16 protein-coding genes are annotated in these 23,248 nt (G+C 69.8%); 15 read left to right on the top strand and 1 reads right to left on the bottom strand.

The window, feature by feature from the left end; genetic code table 11:
• Positions 1-72 precede the first annotated feature (72 nt).
• Both ACODR1_RS00985 and ACODR1_RS00990 read left to right on the top strand, forming a co-directional pair.
• The gene (locus ACODR1_RS00985; RefSeq protein WP_488878780.1) at positions 73-4,179 is read left to right on the top strand and encodes a transglutaminase domain-containing protein; all 4,107 of its coding nucleotides are present in this window, start codon (positions 73-75) and stop codon (positions 4,177-4,179) included.
• A gap of 23 nt (positions 4,180-4,202) precedes the next feature.
• Positions 4,203-6,755, top strand: a complete 2,553-nt coding sequence (locus ACODR1_RS00990) for an RHS repeat-associated core domain-containing protein (protein WP_488878781.1) — start codon at positions 4,203-4,205, stop codon at positions 6,753-6,755.
• A 592-nt stretch (positions 6,756-7,347) separates the two neighbouring features.
• Here ACODR1_RS00990 and ACODR1_RS00995 read toward each other — a convergent pair.
• Entirely contained in the window at positions 7,348-8,061 is a 714-nt protein-coding gene (locus ACODR1_RS00995) for a hypothetical protein (RefSeq protein WP_488878782.1), read from the bottom strand.
• A 144-nt stretch (positions 8,062-8,205) separates the two neighbouring features.
• On the opposite strand from ACODR1_RS00995, the gene ACODR1_RS01000 reads away from it, so the two are divergent.
• The 13 genes from ACODR1_RS01000 to ACODR1_RS01060 all read left to right on the top strand — a co-directional run bounded on the left by ACODR1_RS01000 (position 8,206) and on the right by ACODR1_RS01060 (position 23,247).
• Positions 8,206-8,604: a hypothetical protein gene (locus ACODR1_RS01000; protein WP_488878783.1), complete on the top strand. Its 399-nt coding sequence runs from the start codon at positions 8,206-8,208 to the stop codon at positions 8,602-8,604.
• Positions 8,604-9,173, top strand: a complete 570-nt coding sequence (locus ACODR1_RS01005) for a hypothetical protein (RefSeq protein WP_488878784.1) — start codon at positions 8,604-8,606, stop codon at positions 9,171-9,173. Before ACODR1_RS01000 ends, ACODR1_RS01005 begins: the two co-directional genes overlap by 1 nt.
• Complete coding sequence (locus ACODR1_RS01010; RefSeq protein WP_488878785.1) at positions 9,170-9,982, top strand: hypothetical protein; 813 nt, start codon at positions 9,170-9,172, stop codon at positions 9,980-9,982. The genes ACODR1_RS01005 and ACODR1_RS01010 overlap by 4 nt, the downstream gene beginning before the upstream one ends.
• Positions 9,979-10,506: a hypothetical protein gene (locus tag ACODR1_RS01015; protein WP_488878786.1), complete on the top strand. Its 528-nt coding sequence runs from the start codon at positions 9,979-9,981 to the stop codon at positions 10,504-10,506. The genes ACODR1_RS01010 and ACODR1_RS01015 overlap by 4 nt, the downstream gene beginning before the upstream one ends.
• Complete coding sequence (locus tag ACODR1_RS01020) at positions 10,482-11,012, top strand: hypothetical protein (protein ID WP_488878787.1); 531 nt, start codon at positions 10,482-10,484, stop codon at positions 11,010-11,012. The genes ACODR1_RS01015 and ACODR1_RS01020 overlap by 25 nt, the downstream gene beginning before the upstream one ends.
• A gap of 25 nt (positions 11,013-11,037) precedes the next feature.
• The gene (gene gspD / locus ACODR1_RS01025) at positions 11,038-12,999 is read left to right on the top strand and encodes a type II secretion system secretin GspD (protein ID WP_488878788.1); all 1,962 of its coding nucleotides are present in this window, start codon (positions 11,038-11,040) and stop codon (positions 12,997-12,999) included.
• Positions 12,989-13,681 (top strand): hypothetical protein, encoded by a 693-nt coding sequence (locus ACODR1_RS01030; protein ID WP_488878789.1) that lies wholly within the window; start codon positions 12,989-12,991, stop codon positions 13,679-13,681. The genes gspD and ACODR1_RS01030 overlap by 11 nt, the downstream gene beginning before the upstream one ends.
• Positions 13,678-14,094, top strand: coding sequence for a type II secretion system major pseudopilin GspG (gene gspG, locus ACODR1_RS01035; RefSeq protein ID WP_488878790.1), 417 nt, complete (start codon positions 13,678-13,680; stop codon positions 14,092-14,094). Before ACODR1_RS01030 ends, gspG begins: the two co-directional genes overlap by 4 nt.
• Positions 14,091-14,723: a prepilin peptidase gene (locus tag ACODR1_RS01040; RefSeq protein ID WP_488878791.1), complete on the top strand. Its 633-nt coding sequence runs from the start codon at positions 14,091-14,093 to the stop codon at positions 14,721-14,723. Before gspG ends, ACODR1_RS01040 begins: the two co-directional genes overlap by 4 nt.
• Entirely contained in the window at positions 14,711-16,414 is a 1,704-nt protein-coding gene (locus ACODR1_RS01045; protein WP_488878792.1) for a GspE/PulE family protein, read from the top strand. The genes ACODR1_RS01040 and ACODR1_RS01045 overlap by 13 nt, the downstream gene beginning before the upstream one ends.
• On the top strand, positions 16,407-17,633 hold the full coding sequence (locus tag ACODR1_RS01050) for a type II secretion system F family protein (RefSeq protein WP_488878793.1): 1,227 nt from the start codon (positions 16,407-16,409) through the stop codon (positions 17,631-17,633). Before ACODR1_RS01045 ends, ACODR1_RS01050 begins: the two co-directional genes overlap by 8 nt.
• A gap of 219 nt (positions 17,634-17,852) precedes the next feature.
• Complete coding sequence (locus ACODR1_RS01055) at positions 17,853-19,133, top strand: Ig-like domain-containing protein (RefSeq protein ID WP_488878794.1); 1,281 nt, start codon at positions 17,853-17,855, stop codon at positions 19,131-19,133.
• A 46-nt stretch (positions 19,134-19,179) separates the two neighbouring features.
• Positions 19,180-23,247 carry a transglutaminase domain-containing protein gene (locus ACODR1_RS01060; RefSeq protein WP_488878795.1) on the top strand — a complete coding sequence of 1,356 codons (4,068 nt, stop codon included), beginning with the start codon at positions 19,180-19,182 and terminating at the stop codon, positions 23,245-23,247.
• The last annotated feature ends 1 nt before the right edge of the window (position 23,248 follow it).

The raw sequence follows: 23,248 nt of genomic DNA on the forward strand, positions 1-23,248 counted from the left end.
TCGCCCCGGGGGCGCCTCGCCGCCATCCGCGCCGCCTTTGTCTCAAAGCTTTCCATCCCACAGGGACCAATGATGCCCGTGCTCGCTTCCCGCGCCTTCTGGATGTCCTCGTCGTGCTGGACGCGCGGCCTGATCGGTTCGGGCCTGGCGCTCGCCATCGGCGGAGCCGCCTTCGCCCAGGCGACGACCACCCTGCCGTCGATGCGCTTCGCCCGCGGCGAGCTGGTCTCGCCCAGCGCCGCCGTCGGCTATTACGGCGCGGCGACCACCCGCTCCTCCAGCTTCACCGGGGTCAGCGGGTTCGAGGGACGGCCCCCCGAGGTGGTCGAACTGGCGCGCGCCCTGAAGGGCGACGAGACCGACCAGGGCAAGATCGCCGACCTGATCCTGGAGCACGTGCGCAACGGCGCCGACACCGCCTTCACCTTCGGGCTGAGCAAGGGGCCGCTGGGCGTCATCGTCGACAAGTCGGGCACGCCGTTCGACCAGGCGGCGCTGGTCGTCGAACTGGCCAGGCAGTCGGGGCTGAACGCCCGCTACCGCGTCGGCCAGGTCCGCCTGACCGCCGCCCAGTTCGCCGACTGGACCGGCATCGGCGACCGGCAGGCCGCCTGCCGTTTCCTGGCCAACGGCGGCATTCCCGCGAGTTTCCCCGAAGCGACGTCCGCCGACTGCTCGTCCGGCGGGACCTTCACCACCGTGACCCTGCTGCACGCCTGGGCCGAGGTCGAGGTCGGCGGCGCCTGGCGGGCGCTGGATCCCAGCTTCAAGGCCCGCAAGCCGGGCTCGGCCAACGACGTCGCCGCCCTGGCCGGCCTGACCGCCGGCGCGGCGACGACGGCCGGCGCGACGGGGCTTGAGACCGGCAGCCAGTCGGGCGCGCCCTATATCCGCAACGCCGGCTCCGAGCAGATCGACGCGCTCTTGTCGGCGCGCAGCGTCCAGCTCCTCAATGCGATCCGCAACTCGGCGACGGCCTCGACCGAGGACCTGTCGACCTTCCTGGGCGACGGCGGCCGCACAGAGACCTATCTCGGCACGCCGGCCTGGACCAACGCCGCGCCCTACGTGATCACCGATCCGGGCGTGGTCATCACCGGCGACCTGCCGGACCAGTACCGCACCAAGCTGCACGTGCGGATCGAGTTCTGGATCTATCCGAACCCGCCGGCCACCGGCCCCGCGCCGCTTGAGCGCCTGCTCTACGCCGACGAGATCTACGGCCGCCGACTGGAGATCGACACCGACTTCGACGAGAACATGACGAGCTACCACCACGACCGCGTCGCGATCGAGCTCGACGACGTGCCGCTGGCGACCTGGAGCCGCGACTGCCCCGGCTACGTCAACGCCTGCACGCCGGGCTTCGACGGCATCTTGCAACTGGCTGTCGACCATCCCTACGCGTCCGGCGCGGGCGCCTATGCCGACCAGACCGTCCGCAAGTATGTCGGCCTGACCGTCCCGGTGGCCATCGTCGCCGGCTTCGGCTCCACCTCCGACGCCCTGGGCGCCAAGTGGGCGGGCGAGCGGGCCAAGGATGAACTGCTGCCGCGGCAGCAGGGCAGCTATCAGTGCGCGGAAGGCAAGGAGTACCAATGCTTCCCGATCTACCGGACCTCGGTGGGTGACCAGCAGCGCCAGCGCTTGACCGCCAACTGGCTGGCTGGGGCTAGCCAAGCCTTCTATATCCACAACCGCATCGCCGGGATCGAGGGGCAACACCACCATTCTCTGGGCGTCACGGCCTGGCGCTACAAGGTGGAGTCCCGTCAGGACAACACGCTTCAGATCGCCGACTGGAGCATCGCCGAGCAGACCACCAACCTCGACATCGACAGCATGTTCAGCCTGGCGAGCCGGACCAACGACGCCGGCAAGGTGCAGGCCGCGTCGCGCGCCTTCGCGATGACGGCGGCGACCCTGGAGGGCGCGCTGGTCGAGCAGGTGATGGACACCCCCGACAGCGCCTCGACGGCGGCGCGGTTCGCCTGGGGCAACCGGCCCGAGGAGGATCCGTGCAATTTCGGCGCGCGGCGGTTCTACAGCTATGCGTCGGCCAGCGCGGCCAATCGCCCGGGGCTGCTGCTGGGCGAGGGGCCGTCGGGATGCGCGAGCACCCTGCCTCAGGCCTATTCGACCTTTCTCGAGAACGGCAAGACGCGATACGCCCAGGCCCTGGATCGCTACATCGCCGCCGGCTACCAGAGCGTCGTCGGTTCCGCCGAAACCTTCATGGGGCCGGGGCACCGCGTCGGCGCCCAGCTGCCGCCGACCTGCTCTGTCTATGACGGCGGCTGCTACTCAAAGGGCTACGACGAGTCCCCGCAGCGCGGCGGCGCGCTGAGCGCGACCCGCTACGACGGCGCGATCGTGGCCGAGGTGGCCCACGCCATCGTCGACCGCAATGGCGTCACCAAGGGCGGCGCGGGCAAGGACGCCGAGCGCCAGGGCGCCTATGACCCCAATCGCGCGGCCGATCTCCTGAAGGACCGCTTCGTCGATCGCGGCGCGGTCGTCGGCGTCGAGCTGAAGACGGGCCTGGCCGGCTACACCACGCCGACCCTGGCCGCGGTCGGCGGCGAGGCGCCGCTGGGGCTGCAATATAAGCTGACCTATAAGGCCGGCGTGCCGTGCATGGGCGAGACCGGCCCCTGCACGGGCCCCGTCCAGGGCGGTTGGTCCAGCAACTGGGAAACCCATTTCAGCGTCTCGGGCAGCGCGGCCGAGAGCCTGGGCGCCTCGTCACTGCGCGCGACGCCGAGCAGCCTGGCGACGTTCGCGGCGCTCCAGGCCGTCTATGCCGACGCCTCGATCGACGACCTGCGCAAGGACGTCTACGCCAACCTCGTCGCCGACTGGTGGCGCCGCCAGATGGCCGGCAACACCGCGACGGTGACCTCGTCGGGCAACGGCCTCCAGTTCGTCAAGCTGGCCGATGGGTCGTGGTGGGCGCCGACCAGTCCGGAGAGCCAGCTGCTGCAGACCGGCGTCTCGGTCAGGGTGAGGGACACCTGTCCGGACTTCGCCGCCACGCGGCGCTGGGACTGGATGGGTACGAATTTCACCGCCAAGATCAGTCCGGGCGACGCGCTGGCCTTCGCGCCGTGGAAGACCAACTACATTCCCCAGGACGTCTGCGCCTTCACCTACGGCTTCAAGCCGACGACGTGGACCTGGACCAAGGGCGGCTCGCTGACCTTCGCCACCGACGGGTTCGGCAAGGTGACAGGGGTGACGACCAGCACCGGCCGGACGGCGACGATCTCCGAAGTGGGCGAGTTCGCGGCTGGAGGGCAGACAGCGCGGCCGGTCGTCAACGCCAAGGGCGAGACCATCCGCGTGGATTTCGCAGCCCCGGTCTCGCGTTCGGCGACCGCGCGGCCCGTTCCGTTCCAGCGGATCGCCACGATCTATGAGCCTGTGGAAGCCGGGGCGTCGACGGCGGGCGCTCGCGCCTCGCTGTCCTATGTCTACGACAACGTGGGCAAGGTGCGCGAAGCGCGCGACGGCGTGGCCATCCAGAGCAATCTGGCCGCGCACCGCTTCTTCCTTGCCGAAGGCGTGCGGGCCCAACGGATCGATCCCCTGGGTGGCCGCTACACGATCTATTTCGACCAGAACGGTGATGTCGTTCGTAACGTCGACGAACTGGGTCGTGTGACCGTCTCCGCATACGATGGGCGTCACCGCACCCTTTCGCACACTTATCCCGAAGGCGATGTCGACCAGTTCAAGTACGACGATCGCGACAACGCCATCGAACTGAAGAAGGTCGCCAAGCCGACCTCCGCTGAATTCGGCACGCCGATTGTGATCCAGGCAGCTTACGACGCGACCTGGAACAAGCCCCTGTGGGTCAAGGACGCCCGCGGCTACCAGACCGACCTGACCTATGTCGCCGCTGGCCTGGCCGGCGCGGGCGAGATCGAGACGGCCACCCAGCCGGCGGTCAACAACGTGCGTCCGGTCTGGCGCTACGAGTACGGCGCGCTCGGCCTGGTGACCAAGGCGACCGACCCGACCGGCGTGGTCACAACGACGGCCTATGACGGTCTCGGCAATCCGACCAGCTCGACCCTGGATCCGACCGGGGTGGCGGCCACCAGCTGCAAGTCGTTCGACGCCGCCGGCGATGTGCTGAGCGAAACCGACCCCCGCGCGGGGGTGTGCCCGTGAGCCGCGCAAAGGGGATGACCAGCATGAACAAGCAGCGAATGGCCTGGCTCTGCGCGGCCAGCATGGTTGGTTTGGCGACGGGTCTCGCCACTGGGCAGGCGTGGGCGCAGACCTACGCCGCCAGCGACTACACGACCTATTACCAGTACGACGCCATGCGGCGGCCGGTGATGAAGATCGGGCCCGATCCCGACGGCTCCGGCCCGCTCAAGCGCAAGGTCGAGAAAACCACCTACGACACGGCCGGGAGGGTGGTGCGGCTGGATGTCGGGACGACTAGCAACACCACCGGTTCCGACTTCGCCATCAGCCAGACGACGCTGACGCGCTACGACGCTTCGGGCAACAAGACCCAGGTCCATGCCTTCCCGGGCACCGAGGCTGCCAGTCTGACGCAGACGAGCTATGACAGCATGAACCGCGTCGTCTGCTCGGCGGTGCGGATGAACGGCGGCGCCTTCAACGATCTCTACAACGCAACTGATCGACCGGACGCCTGCGCCCTGACGACCCAGGGCGCGCAGGGGCCCGACCGGGTGACGAGGACGGTTCTCGACCTGGCCGGCCAGACTCTCCAGGCGATCCAGGCGAAAGGCACGAGCGTCGAGCGCGTCTACGGCGTCTACAGCTATACCGCCAACGGCAAGCAGGAGACGATCACCGACGCCAACGGCAACAAGACCACCCTGGCCTATGACGGCTTCGATCGGCTGAAGTTCCAATACTTCCCGTCGACGACCCGGGGGGCGGGGACGTCGAGCGCGACCGACTACGAGCAGTACGGCTACGATCCCAGCGGCAACCGGGTGGGATGGCGCAAGCGCGATGGGGCGGTTACCGGCTACGGCTATGACGCACTGAACCGGATGTTGGCCAAGGAAGGCCCGGGCTTTGCGACGGTGAATTACGCCTACGACTTGGCGGGGCGCCCCACCTCGACGCATTTCTATGCCAGCGGCCAGGGGGTGACCTACACCTATGACACCGCTGGGCGGCAGCGGACCGAGACCACCTTCGGCCGGACCCTGACCTATGATCATGACAAGGCCGGCAACCGCACCTACCTGCGCTGGCCTGACAACGCCTCCACCAGCTTCGCCTACTACGCCGACAACAAGCAATATTGGCTGGGCGACGGCGCGAATTTCGGCGTCAACACCAATCGCGACGACCTGGGGCGAATAGCTAGCATCGGCAGCACCAATCGGGTGTCGATCCATGGCTACGATCCTGGCAACCGCCTGACCTCGCTACAGCATGTGCTGCCGTCGAGCAGCGCCTCCGCCGTCACCCTCGGCTTCACCTACAATTCGGCCAGCCAGGCGATCAGCCAGTCGGTTTCGAACAGCGGCTATGTCTGGGGGGCGACCAACACCAGCCTGGCGGCGACGGCCGACGGTCTCAATCGCGACGCCGCGATCGCGGCGGCCGGCGGCTATGACGGTCGCCAGAACCTGATCAGCGACGGCGCCGGACGGACCTTCGGCTATGACGGTGAAAACCGCCTCACCTCGATGAGCGGGCCGGCCAACGCGGCGCTGGAATATGATCCGCTGGGCAGGCTCTCCAAGACGACGATCAACGGCGCCGTCACCCAGTTCCTGTATTCGGGCGACAAACTGGTCGCCGAGTACGACGGCGCCGGCACGCTGCTGCGCCGCTATGCTCATGGCCAGGGCGATGACGTGCCGCTGGTCTGGCTCGAGGGGGCGACGGTTTCGGCCGCCGCGGCCCGCTACCTTCTGACCGACCGGCAGGGCTCGGTCATCGGCGTGGTCGACGGTTCGGGCGTTTCGATCGCCAGCTACACCTACAGTCCCTACGGCGAGCCTGGCGACAACTGGGGCGCTGGCAGCCGCTTCCGCTACACCGGCCAGATCGCCCTGCCGGAAATGAAGCTCTATCACTACAAGGCGCGCGCCTATGACCCGGCGCGGGGATGGTTTCTCCAAGCCGACCCCATCGGCTACAAGGATGACCTAAACCTATACGCATACGTCGCAAACGATCCGGTCAATAGGAGGGACCCAGACGGGACCTATGGGCGTGGAACAGGTTTTACGGACGACCAGTGGAAGAACTTTAATAAAATTCAGCAGACTGCCGCGAAAGATATGGACCGGCGCGCGGATAAACTCGACGCTAAGGCTGATAAAATGGACGCGAAGGGTAAGGCTGGCGGCGACCAATTGCGTGAGAGGTCTGCTGCGCTTCGATCTGGCTCTCGCTTCCTAAAGAGTGATGGGAGTGATGGTGCTAAGGCAAATATGGTTTCGGCTTCCGACTGGAAAGGCAGCGCAGGTGCCGCAGCAAAGGTCGATAAGATTGGCGGCAATCAGATTTTCCTCAACGGTGGGCATAGTGCTTGGGCGAAAGGAAGCACTGATGATCGCGTGACGTTCATCGTAGGGCATGAGTCACTTCACAATGCAGGCTATCGTCACGCGCTCGGGCCTGGTGGCACTCCTTCGTATCGTTATGGCGACCCAGCCCAGCAAAATGTTTATAAATCGATAACTGGGACCCCTGCGGCGAATAGTGATCCTGATCATCTTATGTCTGAGGTCTATAAGTGAAGTATTTTTTTGCTATTATAATTCTAACGACCGGCTGTGTTGCCGCTGATTCATCGAATTCATTCTATATTGGGTATAAATCTAATGATGTTCCGGTAGATGGTAGAATCTATATAAAATATAAAAATGATACTGCGAAAGGGGTGTGTCTATATCCAACGAATTGGCCTCGAGGTGATGGAAAAATTGACTCTGGAAATGGGCGGATTTTCATTACGATAGATGAAAAAATATACCCTATGGAGGATTTTGATGGCGGGTACTGTCCGGGGTGTGTGACTAGGGTTGAGCCTGGTCAGGAAATTGTCGGTCATTTCAATTATGTCGACTTTGGTATTCCTGGGGAATTAATTGAGAAGAGAAAATCTCTCAATTTTTCCCCAGTGGCCACCCCCTGTAAAGTCAGTGTAACTAAGCATTAGGCTAAATGGGGTGTAGAATATTCATTCCAATAATATGTCGCAATTTAATCGATCGTCCGTAGTCTGAGTGGTGCCGCGCAGATTGAGGGCGTCGGTGAGGCCTGTTGATCTGCCATTCGACGCTTTTTGCTCAAGGTGTTCTCCCCCCCCCCCCCCTCTCTCTCTCTTTCTCACCCCGCTCCAAAACTAACCGTATGCGACCCGCCCGCCCCTGACGGTCCCTCTGTATAGGGCAGGCATGCGCTGAGGGCGGCGATGGCTCGGGCTTCGGCGACCAGGCGGGCTTCGCTGGGCGGGCCGCCCTGGGGGCGGACGATGCGGGGCGGGGTGGCCATCAGGCCGCGGTGATCCAGGGTCACTTCCAGCTGCACGGGCACGGTCGAGCGGCCGGGCAGCTTCTTCCAGCAGGGCTCGACGAAGCCGAACAGGCCCCCGCCGCCGGCGCCCTTGCCCCTGGTGGGCGAGGCCGAGCGCGGGCCGGCCGCGGGTTTGGCGGCGGCCTGGCCGGTCTCGCGCCCAGCGCCTTCGCCGCCGCGATCCTCCTGTCCCTTGCCGCGCCCCTCGCCCTGCTGGTCGCCCCGGCTCTGGCGCGCGCGGGCGGCCTCGACCGCCTCGAACAGGCTGCGGGCCGAGCTGCGCGGCTGGGTCGTCTGGGTGACGGGGATGGCGATCTCGGGGTCGGCCTGGCGCAGCCTAGTCAGCAGCTGGGCGATCTGGGCCGACTGCTCCTGCGCCGGATCCGGCTGCTCCTCGCCGGCGCGGCCGGAAAGCTCGATGGCCACATAGGGCTCGACGGGGCCGACCGTCTCGCCGCCGCCGGCCTGGGGCAGGTCGCCGCCGGCCTGGCCGAACATCGCCAGCAGCAGCAGGGCGTGAAGCGCCACCGACGCGGCGAGCGCGGCTGTCCGTCGACGGCGTCGTGAAGCGAGACTGGGGAGCAAGTTCGAGTAACCACTGGTTGCGCTCTGCGCTTATATGATAGAACCGGGCTTCGGAAGGCCTTGGTGGGAGCGGGCGCGTCGGGGGCGATGCGGGCCGGTAGTAAGATTCGTTTTCGCAACAATCATTGCGCCCCGCACGGCGAGGCGGGGTTCGCCGCCGTCGACGCCCTGGTGGCGCTCGTCGTGCTGTCGACCTGCCTTGGATTGACCCTGGCCGCCGCCCACGCCTCGCGCCGTGCAGGCGAGGCCGCCGCCGAGTTCGCCCAGGCCCAGGCGCTGCTGCGCTACCTGGTCCAGACCGCGCCGGCCGCGCCCGAGCGCGTCAGCGGGCGCAGCGGGGGCCTGGCCTGGACGCGCGAGGTCTCGCCGCTGGGCGGTCCGGCCATGCGTCCGCGCATCTGCCGGGTGAAGGTGGAGCTGCGCGGCGACAGGAGCCGCCGCCGCTATCAGGTCGCCACCGACCGCGCCTGCCCGGAGGCGGCGTGATGCCCGACGACGGCTACACCGACGGCTACACCCTGGCCGAGGCCCTGGCGGCGATCGTGATGATCGGCCTGGCCATCGGCGGCCTGGCCCAGGCGGCCCATGTGATCGGCCGGCTGCAGGAGCGGTCGGCGGCCGGCGTCCAGGCGCAGGCCCGGAGCCTGGCGCTGCAGCAGGGGCTGGATCGCCAGCTGCAGGCCGTCGAGCCGGTCTGGTCCGATCGCGGCGGGGCGCAGGCGTCCGGCCGTTCGGCCGTGCTGCCCTGCGGCCATGGCGCCATGTGTCGGCTGGACCTCGAGAGGGCGGCCGACGGCGAGCGCCTGAACCTGAGCGACGCCCGCGGGCGCAAGCGTTCCCTGGCCCTGGGGCCGACGCGCCGCGCGCGGTTCGCCTATGTCGACGACGAGGGCGTGCACGAGACCTGGCCGCCGGCGGTCGTGCCCCGCCGGACGCTGCGGGCCATCGCCGTGATCGACGGCGAGCGGCCCCTCGCGGTCGGCCGCATCTGGCCGGCCCAGCCAGGGCCCTGCGTATTCGATTCCGTCTCTGGCGAGTGCAGGAGCGCGTCATGATCAAGCCCGCCAGCCTGCAGCTCGTCGAAGCCGAGGCCGCCGAAACCCCAGCCGAAGCCGCTGTCGTCGAGCCGCGCGTCTTCGCCCGCTCCATCGCCGCCCCGGCCGGCTGGCCTTGGGAGCAGTCGCGCGCCGCCGCGCTGGAGGCCCGCCATTCGGCGCCCCTGCCCATGCACGAGGTGGCCCACCAGCTGCGCCGCCTGGAAGCCTGGCGACCGGGGCAGCCGGCGCGGTTCGCCGCCTTCTACGTCCGTCGCGCCGAGGTCGGCGACCGGCTGGAGACCGAGGCCCTGCTGGCCGGCGAACGTCATCGCGTGGTGTTCGTCTCGTCCGCCCAGGAGCTGCGGCGGATGCGCATGCTGGCCCTGGTCGGCCTGGGCGCGGGCTTGACGGTGTTCGCGGCCATCGTCGGGGCCGGGGTGGCCCGCCAGGCTGGCGAGGCGGCCGAAGCTCGCCTCTCGGCGCTGGAGGTCAGCGCCCGCGCGGACCTGCGCAAGGCCCAGACGCTGAGCCGGCAGCGGCGCCTGGCCGCCGCCATCGAGGACCGCGACCGCGGTCCGGGGTTCGACATGCCGCTGTCCGATCTCGCCTGGAGCGCGCGCGGCAAGAAGCCCGAGGCGAGGATCCTGTCCTGGCACTGGGAACCCGGCCTGTCGGCGGTCGAGAGCCGCGGCAAGGACAGTCCCTTCGCGGCCGTCGACCGACCGGTCCAGAGGTCGGGTGCGCCGGTCCGCCGCGGCGTCTGGCTTTGGGGCGTCGGGCCCGCCGCCCAGACCGCCGAGCCTGTCGCCGCGGAGCCCCGCCGATGAACGTGAAAGCTCAGACCCCTGGCCCCTTGATGGTGCTGGGCGCCGTCCTGTCCGCCGCCAGCATCGCCCTCGTCGGCGCCTGGGGCCTGGCCGGCCTGGCGCGGCCCGTCGACCTGGAGAGCCGTCTCGAGGCCGTGACGGCCATGCAGGCGCGCACCGAGCGGCTGGCGGCGGGACGGGGCTCGAGCACCATCTATCCGCCCGAGGCCGTGTGCCCGTCCACCAAGGCCGCCGACCTGGTCGCCGCGCGCCAGCGCCTTGAGGTGATGGCGACGGGCTCTGGCCTGACCCAGCCGAGCGTGAAGGTGGCCCCGGCCGCCGCCGAGTTCGGCGATCCGCTGACGCCGGTCCGGTTCACGGTCGAGGCCGGCGGTTCCTATGCAGCGGCTGTCGGGCTCATGGAGACCCTGCGGCGCGGCCCGATGCTGACCCAGGCCGACGCGGTGGATCTGCGTGGCGAGGACGGGGCGGTGCGACTTACTCTTGAAGGACGCTTCTATTGCTGGACCGCCGTTTCACGCTGATCCTCGCCGCCGCGCCCGTCGGACTGGCGCTCGGCGTGGCGGCCTGGGCCGCCGCCGGAGGGCCGAAGATGGCCGGCGAGCGCATCGCCGCCGTCGAGGAGGCCGCGCCGCGACTGCGCAGCGGCCGCGGCGCGGCAGCGCCGGGCGCCGGCGACTGGAGCGGCGCGCCGTCGCTGTTCGCGGCGACCGTGGCGGCCGAGCCGGAGGTCCGCCTGCTGGGCCTGTCGCGCAGCGCGCGGCGGACGGCCGCGCTGGTCTCGATCGGCGGTGCGGCGGCGGTCTGGCTGTCGGTCGGGGAAGCGCGTGACGGCGTTACCCTCGAAAGCGTCAGCGCCGGCGGCATCACGATCGATACGGCCGGCGGCCTGCGTGACGTGCGGCTGGGCGAGGCGAGCGCGGGCGCGTCCGGCGGCTCGACGTCGCCGTCGACGCTGAGCGACGCCAGGCCGCCTCCGGGGCGCGGACCGATCCCGCCGGCCAGCGCGCCGGCGATGAGCGGCACATGAGGAATCTTCGACTTTGGGGCCTGGCGTGAAGCGTTTGAAGTATAGCACCGCGGCGATCTGGCTGGCCTTGGCGCCGGTCGTGGCCGGCGTGTCCGCGCCGGGCGTCGCCTGGTCGCAGGGACGGGCCGAGACCTACACCTTCGCGTTCCGCGACGCCGACATCGCCCAGGTGGTCGAGGAGATCCTCGGCTCGACGCTCGGCGTCGCCTACACCGTGGATCCGGCGATCACCGGCAAGATGTCGTTCCGCATCGAGCAGCGGCTGACCCGCGCCCAGCTCTACGAGGCGCTGGAAGCGACGCTGGCGGCCAGCGACATCGTCCTGGTGCGCGAGGGCGACAATGTTCGTGTCACGCCGCGCGCCAAGGCGCGTTCCGGCAGCGCCATCCGCACCGCCGGCGACGGCTCGCGCAGCCGCCGTGCTGGCTATGACGTGCTGGCCGTGCCCGTCTCGTTCGTCGCCCCCAGCGAGGTGGCCAAGGCGCTGGAGGCGATGAGCGGCGGCGATACGGTGCTGTACGTCAACGACAAGCAGGGCCTGATTATCCTCGGCGGCCTGGGTTCCGAGATCGACGCTGCGCTGGAGACCATCAAGGTCTTCGACCGCAGCGCCTTCGAAGGCTCGCGCATCCGCTGGTTCGAGCTGCGCCAGGTGTCGGCCTCCACGGCCGCCGGCGAGCTGGAGCGACTGCTGCAGGCCGGCGGCATGACCTCGGTCACGCTCGTCCCGCTCAAGCGGCTGAACGGCCTGGTGGCCCTGGCCCGCACCTCGCAGGCCCTCGACGAGGTCGGCGCCTGGGTGCGTCGCCTCGACGTCGTCGCGCCCGACGCCGGCTCCAGCCTGTGGGTCTACCGGCCGCGCAACGTCGCCGCCGAGACGCTGGGGGCGACCCTGGCCAGCGCCTTCGGCGCCGAGGCCGCCTTCGCGGGCAGCAACGCCGCCAACACCGCCTCCACCCTCTCGGCGTCGTCTTCGTCGATGACCGGCGGCACGAACGGCGGCGCGTCCACGAGCGGCGGAGCGGCCGCCTCGACCGCTGCCCCGTCGTCGGGCGGGGCGCGGGTGACCGCGGGCTCGGAAGGCGAGGACGGCGTCCGCATCAGCGTCAACAAGGACTCCAACACCCTGCTGATCTTCGCCTCGCAGTCGCGTTGGCTGCAGATGCAGAAGATCCTGGCCGAGATCGACCGTCCGGCCGGCCAGGTGATGATCGAGGCGTCGATCCTGGAGGTCACGCTCAACAACGACCTGCAGTTCGGGGTCGACTGGCAGGCGCTGGGCGCCTCGGGCAAGCTGACCGCCAGTTCGATCTACAACGAAGGCGGCGCGGTCGCCCCGACCTATCCGGGCTTCTCGGTCACCTACCTGGCGGGGGACATCAAGGCGGCCATCAACGCCCTGGGCTCCAAGACCGACGTCGAAGTCGTCTCGGCGCCGAAGATCGTCACGCTCGATAACAAGTCGGCCACCCTGCAGGTCGGCGACCAGGTGCCGATCGTCACCCAGTCGTCCCAGAACACGACGAGCGAGAACCCGGCGCTGATCAACACCGTCGACTATCGCAACACCGGCGTGATCCTGAACGTCACGCCGCGCATCACCGGCGACGACCGCATCGTCCTCGAAGTGGCCCAGGAGGTCAGTTCGGTCGCCCGCACGGTCACCTCGGGCATCGACTCTCCGACCATCCAGCAGCGCAAGCTCGAGAGCACCCTGGCCATCGCCGACGGGGCGGTCGTCGCGCTCGGCGGCATGATCAGCCGCACCCGCACCCGCAACGAGGCCGGCGTGCCGGGGCTGCGCAGCGTCCCTGGCATCGGATCGCTGTTCAAGTCGCAGAGCCGGGACGAGAGCCGCACCGAGCTGATCGTGCTGCTGACGGCGCGGATCATCACCGACCCGGCCGGCGCCCAGCGGACGATGGAGGATCTCTACGCCGACCTGCGCGAGTTGCGCGCCCGCGGGCTGTTGCCCGATGGCCGATAGGACCGGCGGCTATGTCAGCGGCGCCGCCTTGGCGGTGGTCCTGGCCATGTCCATGATCGCCGGCGCGGTCACGCAGCGCAGCGTCTCGGCCCTGCGGCAGGCCCAACGCGACATGGCTGCGCTGCAGGCCGACTACGCCCTGGCCGGCGCTCAGGAGCAGGCCGTCGCGCGTCTGGTCGGCGACACCGGCGAAGGGAGACTGTCGTTCACCGTCGAGACCGGCGCCGGTTCGGCGGCCGTCCTGGCCGAGCCGGAGCGCGACAAGCTGCGGCTGGCCAATGGGGTGGCGGCGAGCGATCTGGCGGCTCTCGGGGTGGCTGATCCCAGCGCCCTGCAGGCCCGGCTGACGGCGCTGGCCGGCCTCTATCCCTCGCCCGAGACGCTGTCCCAACTGGCGGCGGCGCCCGACTGGCGGACCTGCGGAGCCTCCCTGGTCTCCGGCTGGGGCGAGGCGAGCGAGGCGGTGGTCTCGGCGCCGGGGCGGCCGGGCGCGCAAGGGTCCGGCTCGCGCCTCGGACAGGTCTGGCGCTTGCGGGCCCGGCTCGATTCAGGTTGGACGGACGAACGCCTCGTCCGCTTCGTGGGCGGCGACCAGCAGGCGGCCGCCGTCATCTGGCGCAGCTTCAGGCGACAGGGAGAGGGCGGCGATCGATGCATCGGCAAGAAGGCCAAGAGCGCATGACCAGGAATGACGACGGCTACACTCTGACCGAAATGCTGGTGGTGATCGCCATCATCGGCCTGATCGCGGCGGTGCTGACGCCAAGCCTGATGGGCCAGCTGGGCCGTTCGCGCGTCAAGGCGGCCGAGCTGCAGCTGGATTCGGTGGCCGCCGCGGTGGAGACCTTCCGCAGCGACGTGGGCCGCTATCCGACCGAGGCCGAGGGGCTGAAGGCCCTGGTCGACGCGCCGTCCGGCGAGGACGCCTGGACGGGGCCCTATGTGAAGAACGCCAAGACCCTGCAGGACCCGTGGGGCCAGACGCTGATCTATCGCCTGACGGACGAGGGTCAGGCGTTCGAAGTGTCCAGCAACGGCGCCGACCGCAAGCCGGGCGGCGCCGGCGTCAAGCGCGACCTGCGTCGGCCTGAATGACGGTCGACTGGCCCCTGCTGGCGCTGGGCGCCGCCTGCGGCCTGCTGGCGGGACGCGTCTGCGTCGCCGTGGCCGGACGCGTGGCCGGCGCAGGCGCGGCCTGGAGCGGCGGGCTTCTGTCGATGCACCCGCTCGCGCAGGTCGCCGGCGGGCTGGTCGTGGCGTCGGCCCTGGCCGTCGCCCCCGGTGTCCGCGGCCCGCTGCTGGCGCTGCTGGGGCTGACCTTGCTGACGGCCGCCGTCATCGACGCGGCGACGATGCGCTTGCCCGACGTCCTGACGGCGATGGTCGCCGCCGCCTGCGGGGTTTTGGCCTGGCTGGGAGGCCGGCTGATCGAAGGCGCAGCCTGCGCCGTCGCCGTCGCCGTCGTGCTGCTGGTGCTGCGCGCCGTCCTGGCCCGCCGCGCCGGTCGGCAGGCCCTGGGACTGGGCGACGTCAAGCTTGCGGCCGCCCTGGCGCTGTGGCTTGGCGCGGCCACGCCCTGGTTCCTGGTGCTGGCGGCCCTGGGCGCGCTGGCCCTGATCGTCGTGCGGCGACCGGCCGACGGCCGTCTCGCCTTTGGCCCGAGCCTGGCGCTGGGCGCCTGGATCGTCGGCCTTGTCTCGGAGGCCGGCCCATGGCCGATGTGACCCGCCTGCTGAACGATCCCTCCGCCCGCCAGCGGGCGGCGCTGCTGGAGAACCTGCTGGAGGCCGGCCTGGTCGACGCCTCCGCCGTGGCCCGGGCCGAACTGGTGGCCTCGCGCACCGGCCAGCCGGTCGAGCAGGTGCTGAACCAGCTGGGCTCGCTGGCCGACGACGACCTCGCCCAGGCCTATGCCGAGGTCTCCGGCTGCGAGATCTGGCGCCCCGAGCGCCTGTCGCCCGCGGTCGATCCGGCCGAGCTCGGCGTCTCCGAGGAATTCCTGCGCCGCGCCCGCATCCTGCCGCTGCGCCGGGTGCGCGACGGCCTGATCTGCGCGGCGTGCGACCCGCTCGACAACGAGGCGCTGAGCGGCCTGGTCTTCGCCACCGGCGAGACCGTCAGCCTGTTCGTCGCCCGGCCGGCCGACTGGCGGCGAGCCATGGACACGCTGTTCGGCCAGGCCGCCCGCGCGTCATCGGACGACGCGCCCGACGAGCGGCGCCTGGAGCGCGAGATCGACCAGGTGTCGGACGGCGCGCTCGACGGCGGCGGGGCGCGGCTGGTCTCGGCGGTGTTCGAGGCCGCCCTGGCGGCCGGGGCGTCCGACATCCATTTCGAGCCCCGCCGCCATGACCTGGCCATCCGCCTGCGCATCGACGGCCGGATGGTCGATCACCGGGTGGTCTCGGCCGACCTGGCGGCGCCCGCCGTGTCGCGCATCAAGGTCATCGCCAACCTCAATCTGGGCGAGCGCCGCCTGCCGCAGGACGGCCGCACCAGCTTCGTCGTCGGCGGCAAGGCCGTCGACGTGCGCGTCGCCACCTCGCCGACGGTGTTCGGGGAGTCGGCCGTGCTGCGGATCCTCGACCGCTCGGCCGTGCCGCTCGACCTGAAGGCCCTGGGGCTGGGGGCGGCGGTGTCCGAGCCGCTCGACCGGGCCGCGCACATGCCGCACGGCCTGTTCCTCATCACCGGCCCGACCGGCAGCGGCAAGACCACCACGCTCTACGCCATGCTGCAGAGCTTCGCCGGCTCGGCCAAGAAGGTGCTCAGCATCGAGGACCCGGTCGAGTACCACTTCGAGCACGTTTCCCAGACCCAGGTCGCCGCCCAGCTGGGCCTGACCTTCGCCGCGGCCCTGCGCTCGTTCCTGCGCCAGGATCCGGACGTGATCCTGGTCGGCGAGATCCGGGATCCGGAGACGGCCGCGGTGGCCATCCAGGCGGCCATGACCGGCCACCTGGTGCTGGCCTCGGTGCACGCCAACGACGCCCTGGGGGTGCTGCCGCGTCTGCGCGACATGGGCGTGGAGCCCTACCAGCTGGCGGCGGCCTTTCGCGGCGCGGCCGCCCAGCGGCTGGTGCGCAAGCTGTGCCCGCACTGCCGGGTCGAGGCGCCGATCGACGCCGCCGGGGAGGCCGTGCTGACGGCTGCGGGCCTTTCGGCGCCGCGCCGGGTGTTCCGCGCCGTGGGCTGCCCGTCCTGCAGCGGGGGCTTCCGGGGGCGGATGCCGATCGCCGAGGCCTTCCTCGCCGACGACCGGATGCTGCGGGCCGTGGCCGAAGGCGAGGGCGAGAGCGCCCTGGCCGCGCACGCGCATCGCCGTGGCCTGGAAAGCATGCTGCGCGACGGCCTGGTCAAGGCCCTCGAGGGCGTGACGACCATCGAGGAAGTGACGGCGGCGGTCCATGGCTGAGGGAGCGAGCCGCTTCGACTACGTGGCGCTCGACGCCGGCGGGCGCCGGGTCAAGGGCCGGATCGAGGCCGGCGGCGAGGCCCAGGCCTTCGAGCGCCTGCGACGCGACGGCCTTTCGCCGGTCCGGCTGAAGCGGGCCCGCGACGCCGGCGCGGCCGCCGGAGGGCAGGGCGGTTCGCGCCGGGCGATCGACGATCGCCGGCTCTCGACCCTGCTTGGCAGTCTCGCCGACCTGCTGCGCGCCGGCGCCGACATCCGTTCGGCGCTGGGCATTCTCGGCGGGCCCGGCGCGCCGCCGGCTGTGCGCGAGTTCTGCCGCAGACTGGCGGCCCAGATCGGCGGCGGCGAGGCCGTCGAGGCCGCCTTCGCGCGCAACCTGCCGTCCAAGGACGCCTTCGTGGCGGCCTTCGTCGCGGCGGGCGAGGCCTCGGGCGACCTGCCGGGCGGCCTGCAGCGCGCCAGCGACCTGGTCGCCTCGCGCGACAAGCTGCGTGAACAGCTGATCTCGACCCTGTCCTATCCGGCCTTCGTGCTGGTCAGCACCGTGGCGGCCCTGCTGGTCATCCTGCTGTTCGTGGTGCCGACCCTGACGCCCCTGGTCGAGACCTCGAACGGTCCGCCGCCGCTGGTCCTGGGACTGCTGATCGGCGCGAGCTCGGCGTTGCAGTCCAGCGGGCCCTATCTGGCGGCCGGGGCGGGGGTGGCGGCGATCGCGCTTCTCGTCATGGGACGGGCCGGCCTGCTGGCCGAGCCGGTCGACCGGTTCCTGGTCGAGGGGCCCACCGGCCCGCTGGTCCGCCCGCTGGTGTTCGGCCGCTTCGCCATCGGGCTGGGCGGCATGCTGGCGGCCGGCGCGCCGATGTCGGAGGCCCTGCGGCTGGCGGTCCGCGGCGTCGGCTCGCCCACGGCCCGCGAGCGCCTGGCGAGCCTGGCGCCGACCGTGCGCCAAGGCGTGGCGCTGTCGGCGGCGCTGGAGCGGGTGCGCGGCTTTCCCGCCGCCGCCGCGCGCCTGGCCGCCGTCGGCGAGGCCTCCGGCGCGCTGGGCCAGATGCTGGCGCGCGGCGGGCGGCTGGAGGAAGAGGCGGCCATGCGGCGCATCGAGGCCTTCGGCCGGATGGCTGGCCCGGTGCTGATCGTGCTGCTCGGCGGCATGGTCGGCCTGCTGATGGCCGGCCTGCTGTCGGGCGTCACCGAGCTGGGCGAAGCGGCGCTGCGCTGACCCGTACCGAGCGACGGAGCTTGCTGCCGTCTGTCGGCCGGAAGAGCGCGTTGACGCGGAAAAGTTGTGGATATTGCCAAGCTTCATTTGACAGTCGCGCGCCCTATGGTTGCTCAATGCCGCGTTGAGTAGCGCCGCAAGGCGGGGGCTAGTATGAGCGTTGAGTGCAAGGGCCTGGGGTGGGTCCGAAGGCGTATGCGTGCGGGCGGCGGGCCGCGAATGCCCTACGCTCGTCTGGCCGGGCTGAAGCCCGTCGGCCTGGCGCTCGTTGCCTCGCTCGCCGCGGGCGAGGGCCTCGCCCAGACCTCGATCACCTACCGCTACGATACGCTGGGGCGCCTGATAGGCACGAGTTCATCGAACGGTGACGCGGCCAACTACGCCTATGATCCGGCGGGCAATCGCACGCAGGAGGTCGGCTTCACCAACAACCGCTTCCCGGTCGCGGTGAACGACGTCCTGCGCGTGCCCTTCAACACCACGACGATCTTCGATCCCCGCGTGAACGACAGCGACCCGGACGGCGACGCCCTGTCGGTGACGGGCGCGAGCGGCGCGGCGCACGGGGCGCTGTCCACGACAGGATCGTCCATCACCTACACGCCCGCCGCCGGCTATCGCGGTTTCGACAGTTTCTCCTACACGATCACGGACGGCCGCAGCGCCACGGCTTCGGCCACGGTGGCGGTGACCGTGGGCGACCCGCCGACCGTGAGCCCGGTCTCGGCGACCGTGGCCTATAACGGCTCGACCTCGTTCGCCCTCCAGCCGGCCGGGGCCTACACCTCGCTGACGATCACCCGGGCGCCGGCCCATGGCTCGGCGTCGATCTCGGGCACGACGGCGACCTACACGCCCTCGACCGGCTACTACGGGGGCGACAGCTTCGACTATGCCGCGACCGGCCCCAGCGGCACGGGCGCGGCGGCGACCGCCAGTCTGGCGGTGGCGCCGCCGCCGCCGCCGACGGCGTCGGACGTCTCGGTCTCGACCAACAGCAACAAGGCCGTGACCATCACCTACCCGGTCGCGGGCGATTACGCCCAGATCGTCATGGACGCCGCTCCCGCGCATGGCACGGTCGTCAACAGCGGCTTCTCGGCGACATACACCCCGGCGTCCGGATACACCGGCGTCGACGCCTGGACCTATCACGCGGTCAACCCCGGCGGCAGTTCGGCGGTCCGAACGGTGACCGTCAGCGTCGTCAACCAGGCTCCCGTCGCCAACAACGACTACTACAGGTTCGAGCGGTCCAGCGCGGCCAGGAGCCTGGCTGTACGGGCCAACGACACCGATCCGGATGGCGACGCCCTGTCGATCATCGCCGTCACTCAGCCGGGCAACGGCGCGACGGTCACGTTCACGAGCAGCGCCGTGACGCTCAGCCGGGTGATCGCTGGAACGACGACCTTCACCTACACGATCTCCGACGGCAACGGGCACACCGCCACCGCGACCGTCGAGGTCATAGGGCTGATCAACGGCGTCGAGCCGTAGTGTCCGCGAACACTTTCTGCTTCAATTCTTGCACTTGGACGCATCGATGAACCGCGTTTCGCGCCTGGTGCTGGCGAGCTTTTCCGCGCCGGCCTCCCTTCTGCTGATCGCCGCCGCGCCTGCGCCGACCCTGCCCTCGATGCGTTTCGTGAGCGCCGAGGTCGTGTCGCCGTCGACAAGCTACTACGCCGGCGCCAGCACCCGCTCCTCGTCCTTCACCGGCGTCAGCGGCTTCGAGGCGCGGCTGCCAGAGGTCGTGGAGATGGCCCGCGCCCTCAAGAACGATGTGGACCTGATCTACGGCTTCGTCCGCGACCAGATCCGCACCGATTTCGCCTTCGGCCTGCGCAAGGGCGCGCTGGGGGCGGTGATCGATCGTTCCGGCACGCCCTTCGACCAGAACGTGCTGTTCGTCGAGATGCTGCGCCATTCGGGCTACACCGCCCAGTACCGGGTTGGCGAGATAACCCTGAGCGGTTCTGCATTCGCCGCCTGGACCGGCGTGTCCGACGCCGGCGCCGCCTGCCGCATGCTTGCCGCCGCCGGCATTCCGTCCAGCGTCAACGGCTCGGCGGCGCTCGACTGTCCGATGAGCGGCCCGGTGACCAGCGTGAAGATGCTGCACGTCTGGACGGAGGTGATGATCAATGGGGCCTGGTACAGCTTCGACCCGAGCTACAAGGAGTCGTCCTGGCCCGGGCCGCACGACCTGGTTGCGGCAAGCGGCCTGAGTTCTGGGGCGACCGCGGCGCAGCTGGCGGCGGGCTTCCAGACCGGAACCGACGCGGCGTCGGGCGCGCCGTTCGTCCGTGGCGGCTCGCCGGCCCAGCTGGACGCCTATCTCAAGTCCCGCGACGTCCAGCTGCTCGCCCACCTGAAGTCCAGCAACTTCGTCTACACCACCAACGCCGTCGTCGGCATCGGCCAGATCGTGCCGGACGCGCCGCCCGCCGGCGGCTGGCGGCGCCAGGACTTGCCCTATTACAGCGCGAGCCCCCGCTACACCTACGGCGATATTCCCGACCTCTACCGCACCAAGCTCACGGTCACCGCGATCAAGAACATGACCGTGCCGGTGAACATGCTGTCTCGGACCCTGTTCACAGACGAGGTCTACGGCCGGCGCCTGGGCTTCGACACCAACTTCACCATGGCCGACATCCAGGCCCCGAGCGACTACTGCTACCAGGAAGTCCGGCTCGTGCTCGACGACGTCGTCCTGCAGACCTATTCCGAGCAGCGCGACATCAACGTCCAGGGCATGTGCGGTTCACGCCCGGACGGCGTGGTTTCCCTGGCCATTGATCACCCTTATGCGGCCCAGGGCGGCGCCTATGCCGACCAGACGGTGATCAAGGAAACGAAGTTCTACGTTCCGTCGGCGGTGGTCCTGGGCCTCGGCGAAACCTCGTCGCAGCTGGCCAGCAAATGGTCGGGAGAGCGGGAGGACGATCGGGCGCTGCCCGTCTGGGTCGCGGGCGGGCCCAACAACTGCGATCCGTCCTACGCGTGCGGCGCCACGTTCTGGTCGCCCGTCAGCGACATGCACCGCCAGGGCCTGGCGGCCAACTGGCTTGCCCAGTTTTCGCGGATGCTGTCGTTGCAAGCTGCGGTCGGCGGGATCGAGGAGCAGCACCACCACAGCCTGGGCCTGGTGTCGTGGAAGCATGGTCTGGAGGTGATCCAGAACCAGCCGACCAATCCCAATCACAAATGGGATTTCGGGATCCGTGATCAGTATACGGCCATGGATGTCGACACGACGCTGAGCCTGACCAGCCGAACCAACGATTTCAACCGCGTGCGCGCGGCCTCGCGCGCCATCGCTGTAGCGGCCGCGACACTGGAGGGATCGACCTTCGAGCAAAGCGAGGACCTGCCCGACGTCGCGTCGACCGCCTCGCGCCTGGCCTGGGCGATGACGCCCGACAACGAAGATCCCTGCGGCGCCGGCGCGCGGCGCATCTATGATTTCACCGGCACGGGCAGGGATGCTCGGGCCGCCAGCGCGATGACCTATGAGGGGAGCTCTGCGGGCTGTTCGCAAAGCCCCAGGTTCCAGACCAATGTCGGCGAAACGCTGAAGGTCATTCTGAACGGCGCGGTGCAATCCTATCTCGACGCGGGCTTCAGGGTCACCGCGGCGGGCGAGGGCTATCTTGGTCCGGGCAGCCGGGTCGGGCCGCTGGCCGCCAAGCAGGCCTGCCTGGTCGCGTTCGGCGCGGCGTGCACCGGCCAGTTCGACCCGACCCGCCAGCGGGGCGGGGCGATCGTCGCCACGCGTTTCGGCGCCGCCGGCGAGGTCTTGGAAGTCGCCCATGCGCTCACCAGCTACGACGGCGTCACCAAGGGGGGCGGCGGCACCGAGCCGGAGAACTCTGGCGAGTATGATCCGAGCCGCGCCGCCGACGTGCTCAAGGACCGATTCATCGACCGCAGCAGCGCGCTGGGCGTGGATCTGTCGACGGGCAAGGTAGAGTTCACGACCCCCGTGCTCGAGGCCGCGGGCAACGGCCCGTTCCCCTACAAGGTCGAACGCAAGCTTAGCTATCAGGCCGGTCTCAAGGGATGCCTTCCCGGCTATTTCGGCTATTGCTACGGTCCGCCCCAAAGCGGCTGGGCCGATCCGGAGAAGATCTACTTTGGTCTGTCGGGTTCGGCGCTCGAGGCCATGGGGACGACCAACGTCCTGGCCTCGTCCGGCAGCCTGGTGGCCTTCCTGGCCCTGCAGGACGTCTACGCACGGACCGATATCGACGACCTGCGCAAGGACCTGACGGCGGCGCTGATCGGCGACTGGTGGCGACGCCAGATCGTCGGCAACGCCGCGACGGTGACCAAGGGCTTCAGCGGCGCCCAGTATCTGCGGCTCGCCGACGACAGCTGGGCTGCGCCCATGGGGTCGCCGGGAGAGCTCAGCCAGGTCGGGGTGCGCACCAAGGTCCGCGACGTCTGCCATTCCGACTGGCCGGGGCCGACGAAGGTCACCTGGCTGACATCCCGGCGGTGGGACGCCCAGAACGTCACCTTCAGCCTGCGCAACGCCGGCGGCGACGTGATGACGTTCAAGCCCTGGGTGGTGAACTACGATCCAGAATCCGACTGCGCGAACGCCTACGGCTTCTCGCTGCGGACCTGGACCTGGCCGCGCGGCGTCTCTGTCAATTATGAGACCGAGACGACGAGCCTCGGACGAGCCCTCTACCGCAGTTCCACCACGACCGACGCGGCTGGCGGTACGTGGACCTTCGACTATGCCGCCCCCGTGGCCCGTTCGGCGACCCAGCGTCCGCGCCTCTATCAGGCGCTGCAGCAGGTCTTCGCTCCAAGCAACCCATCCGTTCCGCAGATCCAGTACGCCTACGATACGCTGGGCCGCGTCTCGGCGGCGCGCGACGGCGTGGGCACGGTCGATGGAGCGAACGGCTATCAGTTCTTCGTCGTCGAGGGCTATCGCAGCGAGCGGATCGACCCGCTCGGCCAGCGCTACGTGATCGAGACGCGTCCTTCGACGGGCCTGACCGCCAGGGGCGCCCCCGCCACCACCCAGGTGCGGCACGTCGACGAACTGGGACGCGTGACGACCAGCCTGATGGACGGGCGCGGCCGGATCCAGCAGCGCGCCTATCCGGAAGGCGACATCGACAGCTTCGGCTACGACGCGCGCGACAACACCATCGAGCTGCGCAAGATCGCCAAGCCCAACACCGGTCTCGCCGATCTGGTGGTCACGGCTGGTTACGACGCGACCTGGAACAAGCCTTCGTGGATCCGCGACGCGCGCAACAACACCCCCGGCGACAGCGCCTACGGCCTGCAGACCGATTTCGCCTACAAGGCCTCGGGCGCCGGCGCCGGCGAGATCGAGACCGTCACCCAGCCGGCGGTGAGCGGCGGGCGCCCGGTGTGGCGCTACGAGTACGGCGCGCTCGGCCTGACCACCAAGGTCACCGATCCGACCGGCGTGGTCACGACCATGACCTACGACGCCAAGGGCAACCCGACGACCTCGACGCTCGATCCCGCCGGCGTGGCGGCCACCTCGTGCAAGGTCTTCGACGCCCTTGGAAATGTCGTCAGCTCCACGGATCCGCGCGCGGGGGTGTGTCCGTGAG

It is taken from the genome of Caulobacter sp. FG7 (genome assembly GCF_057808875.1).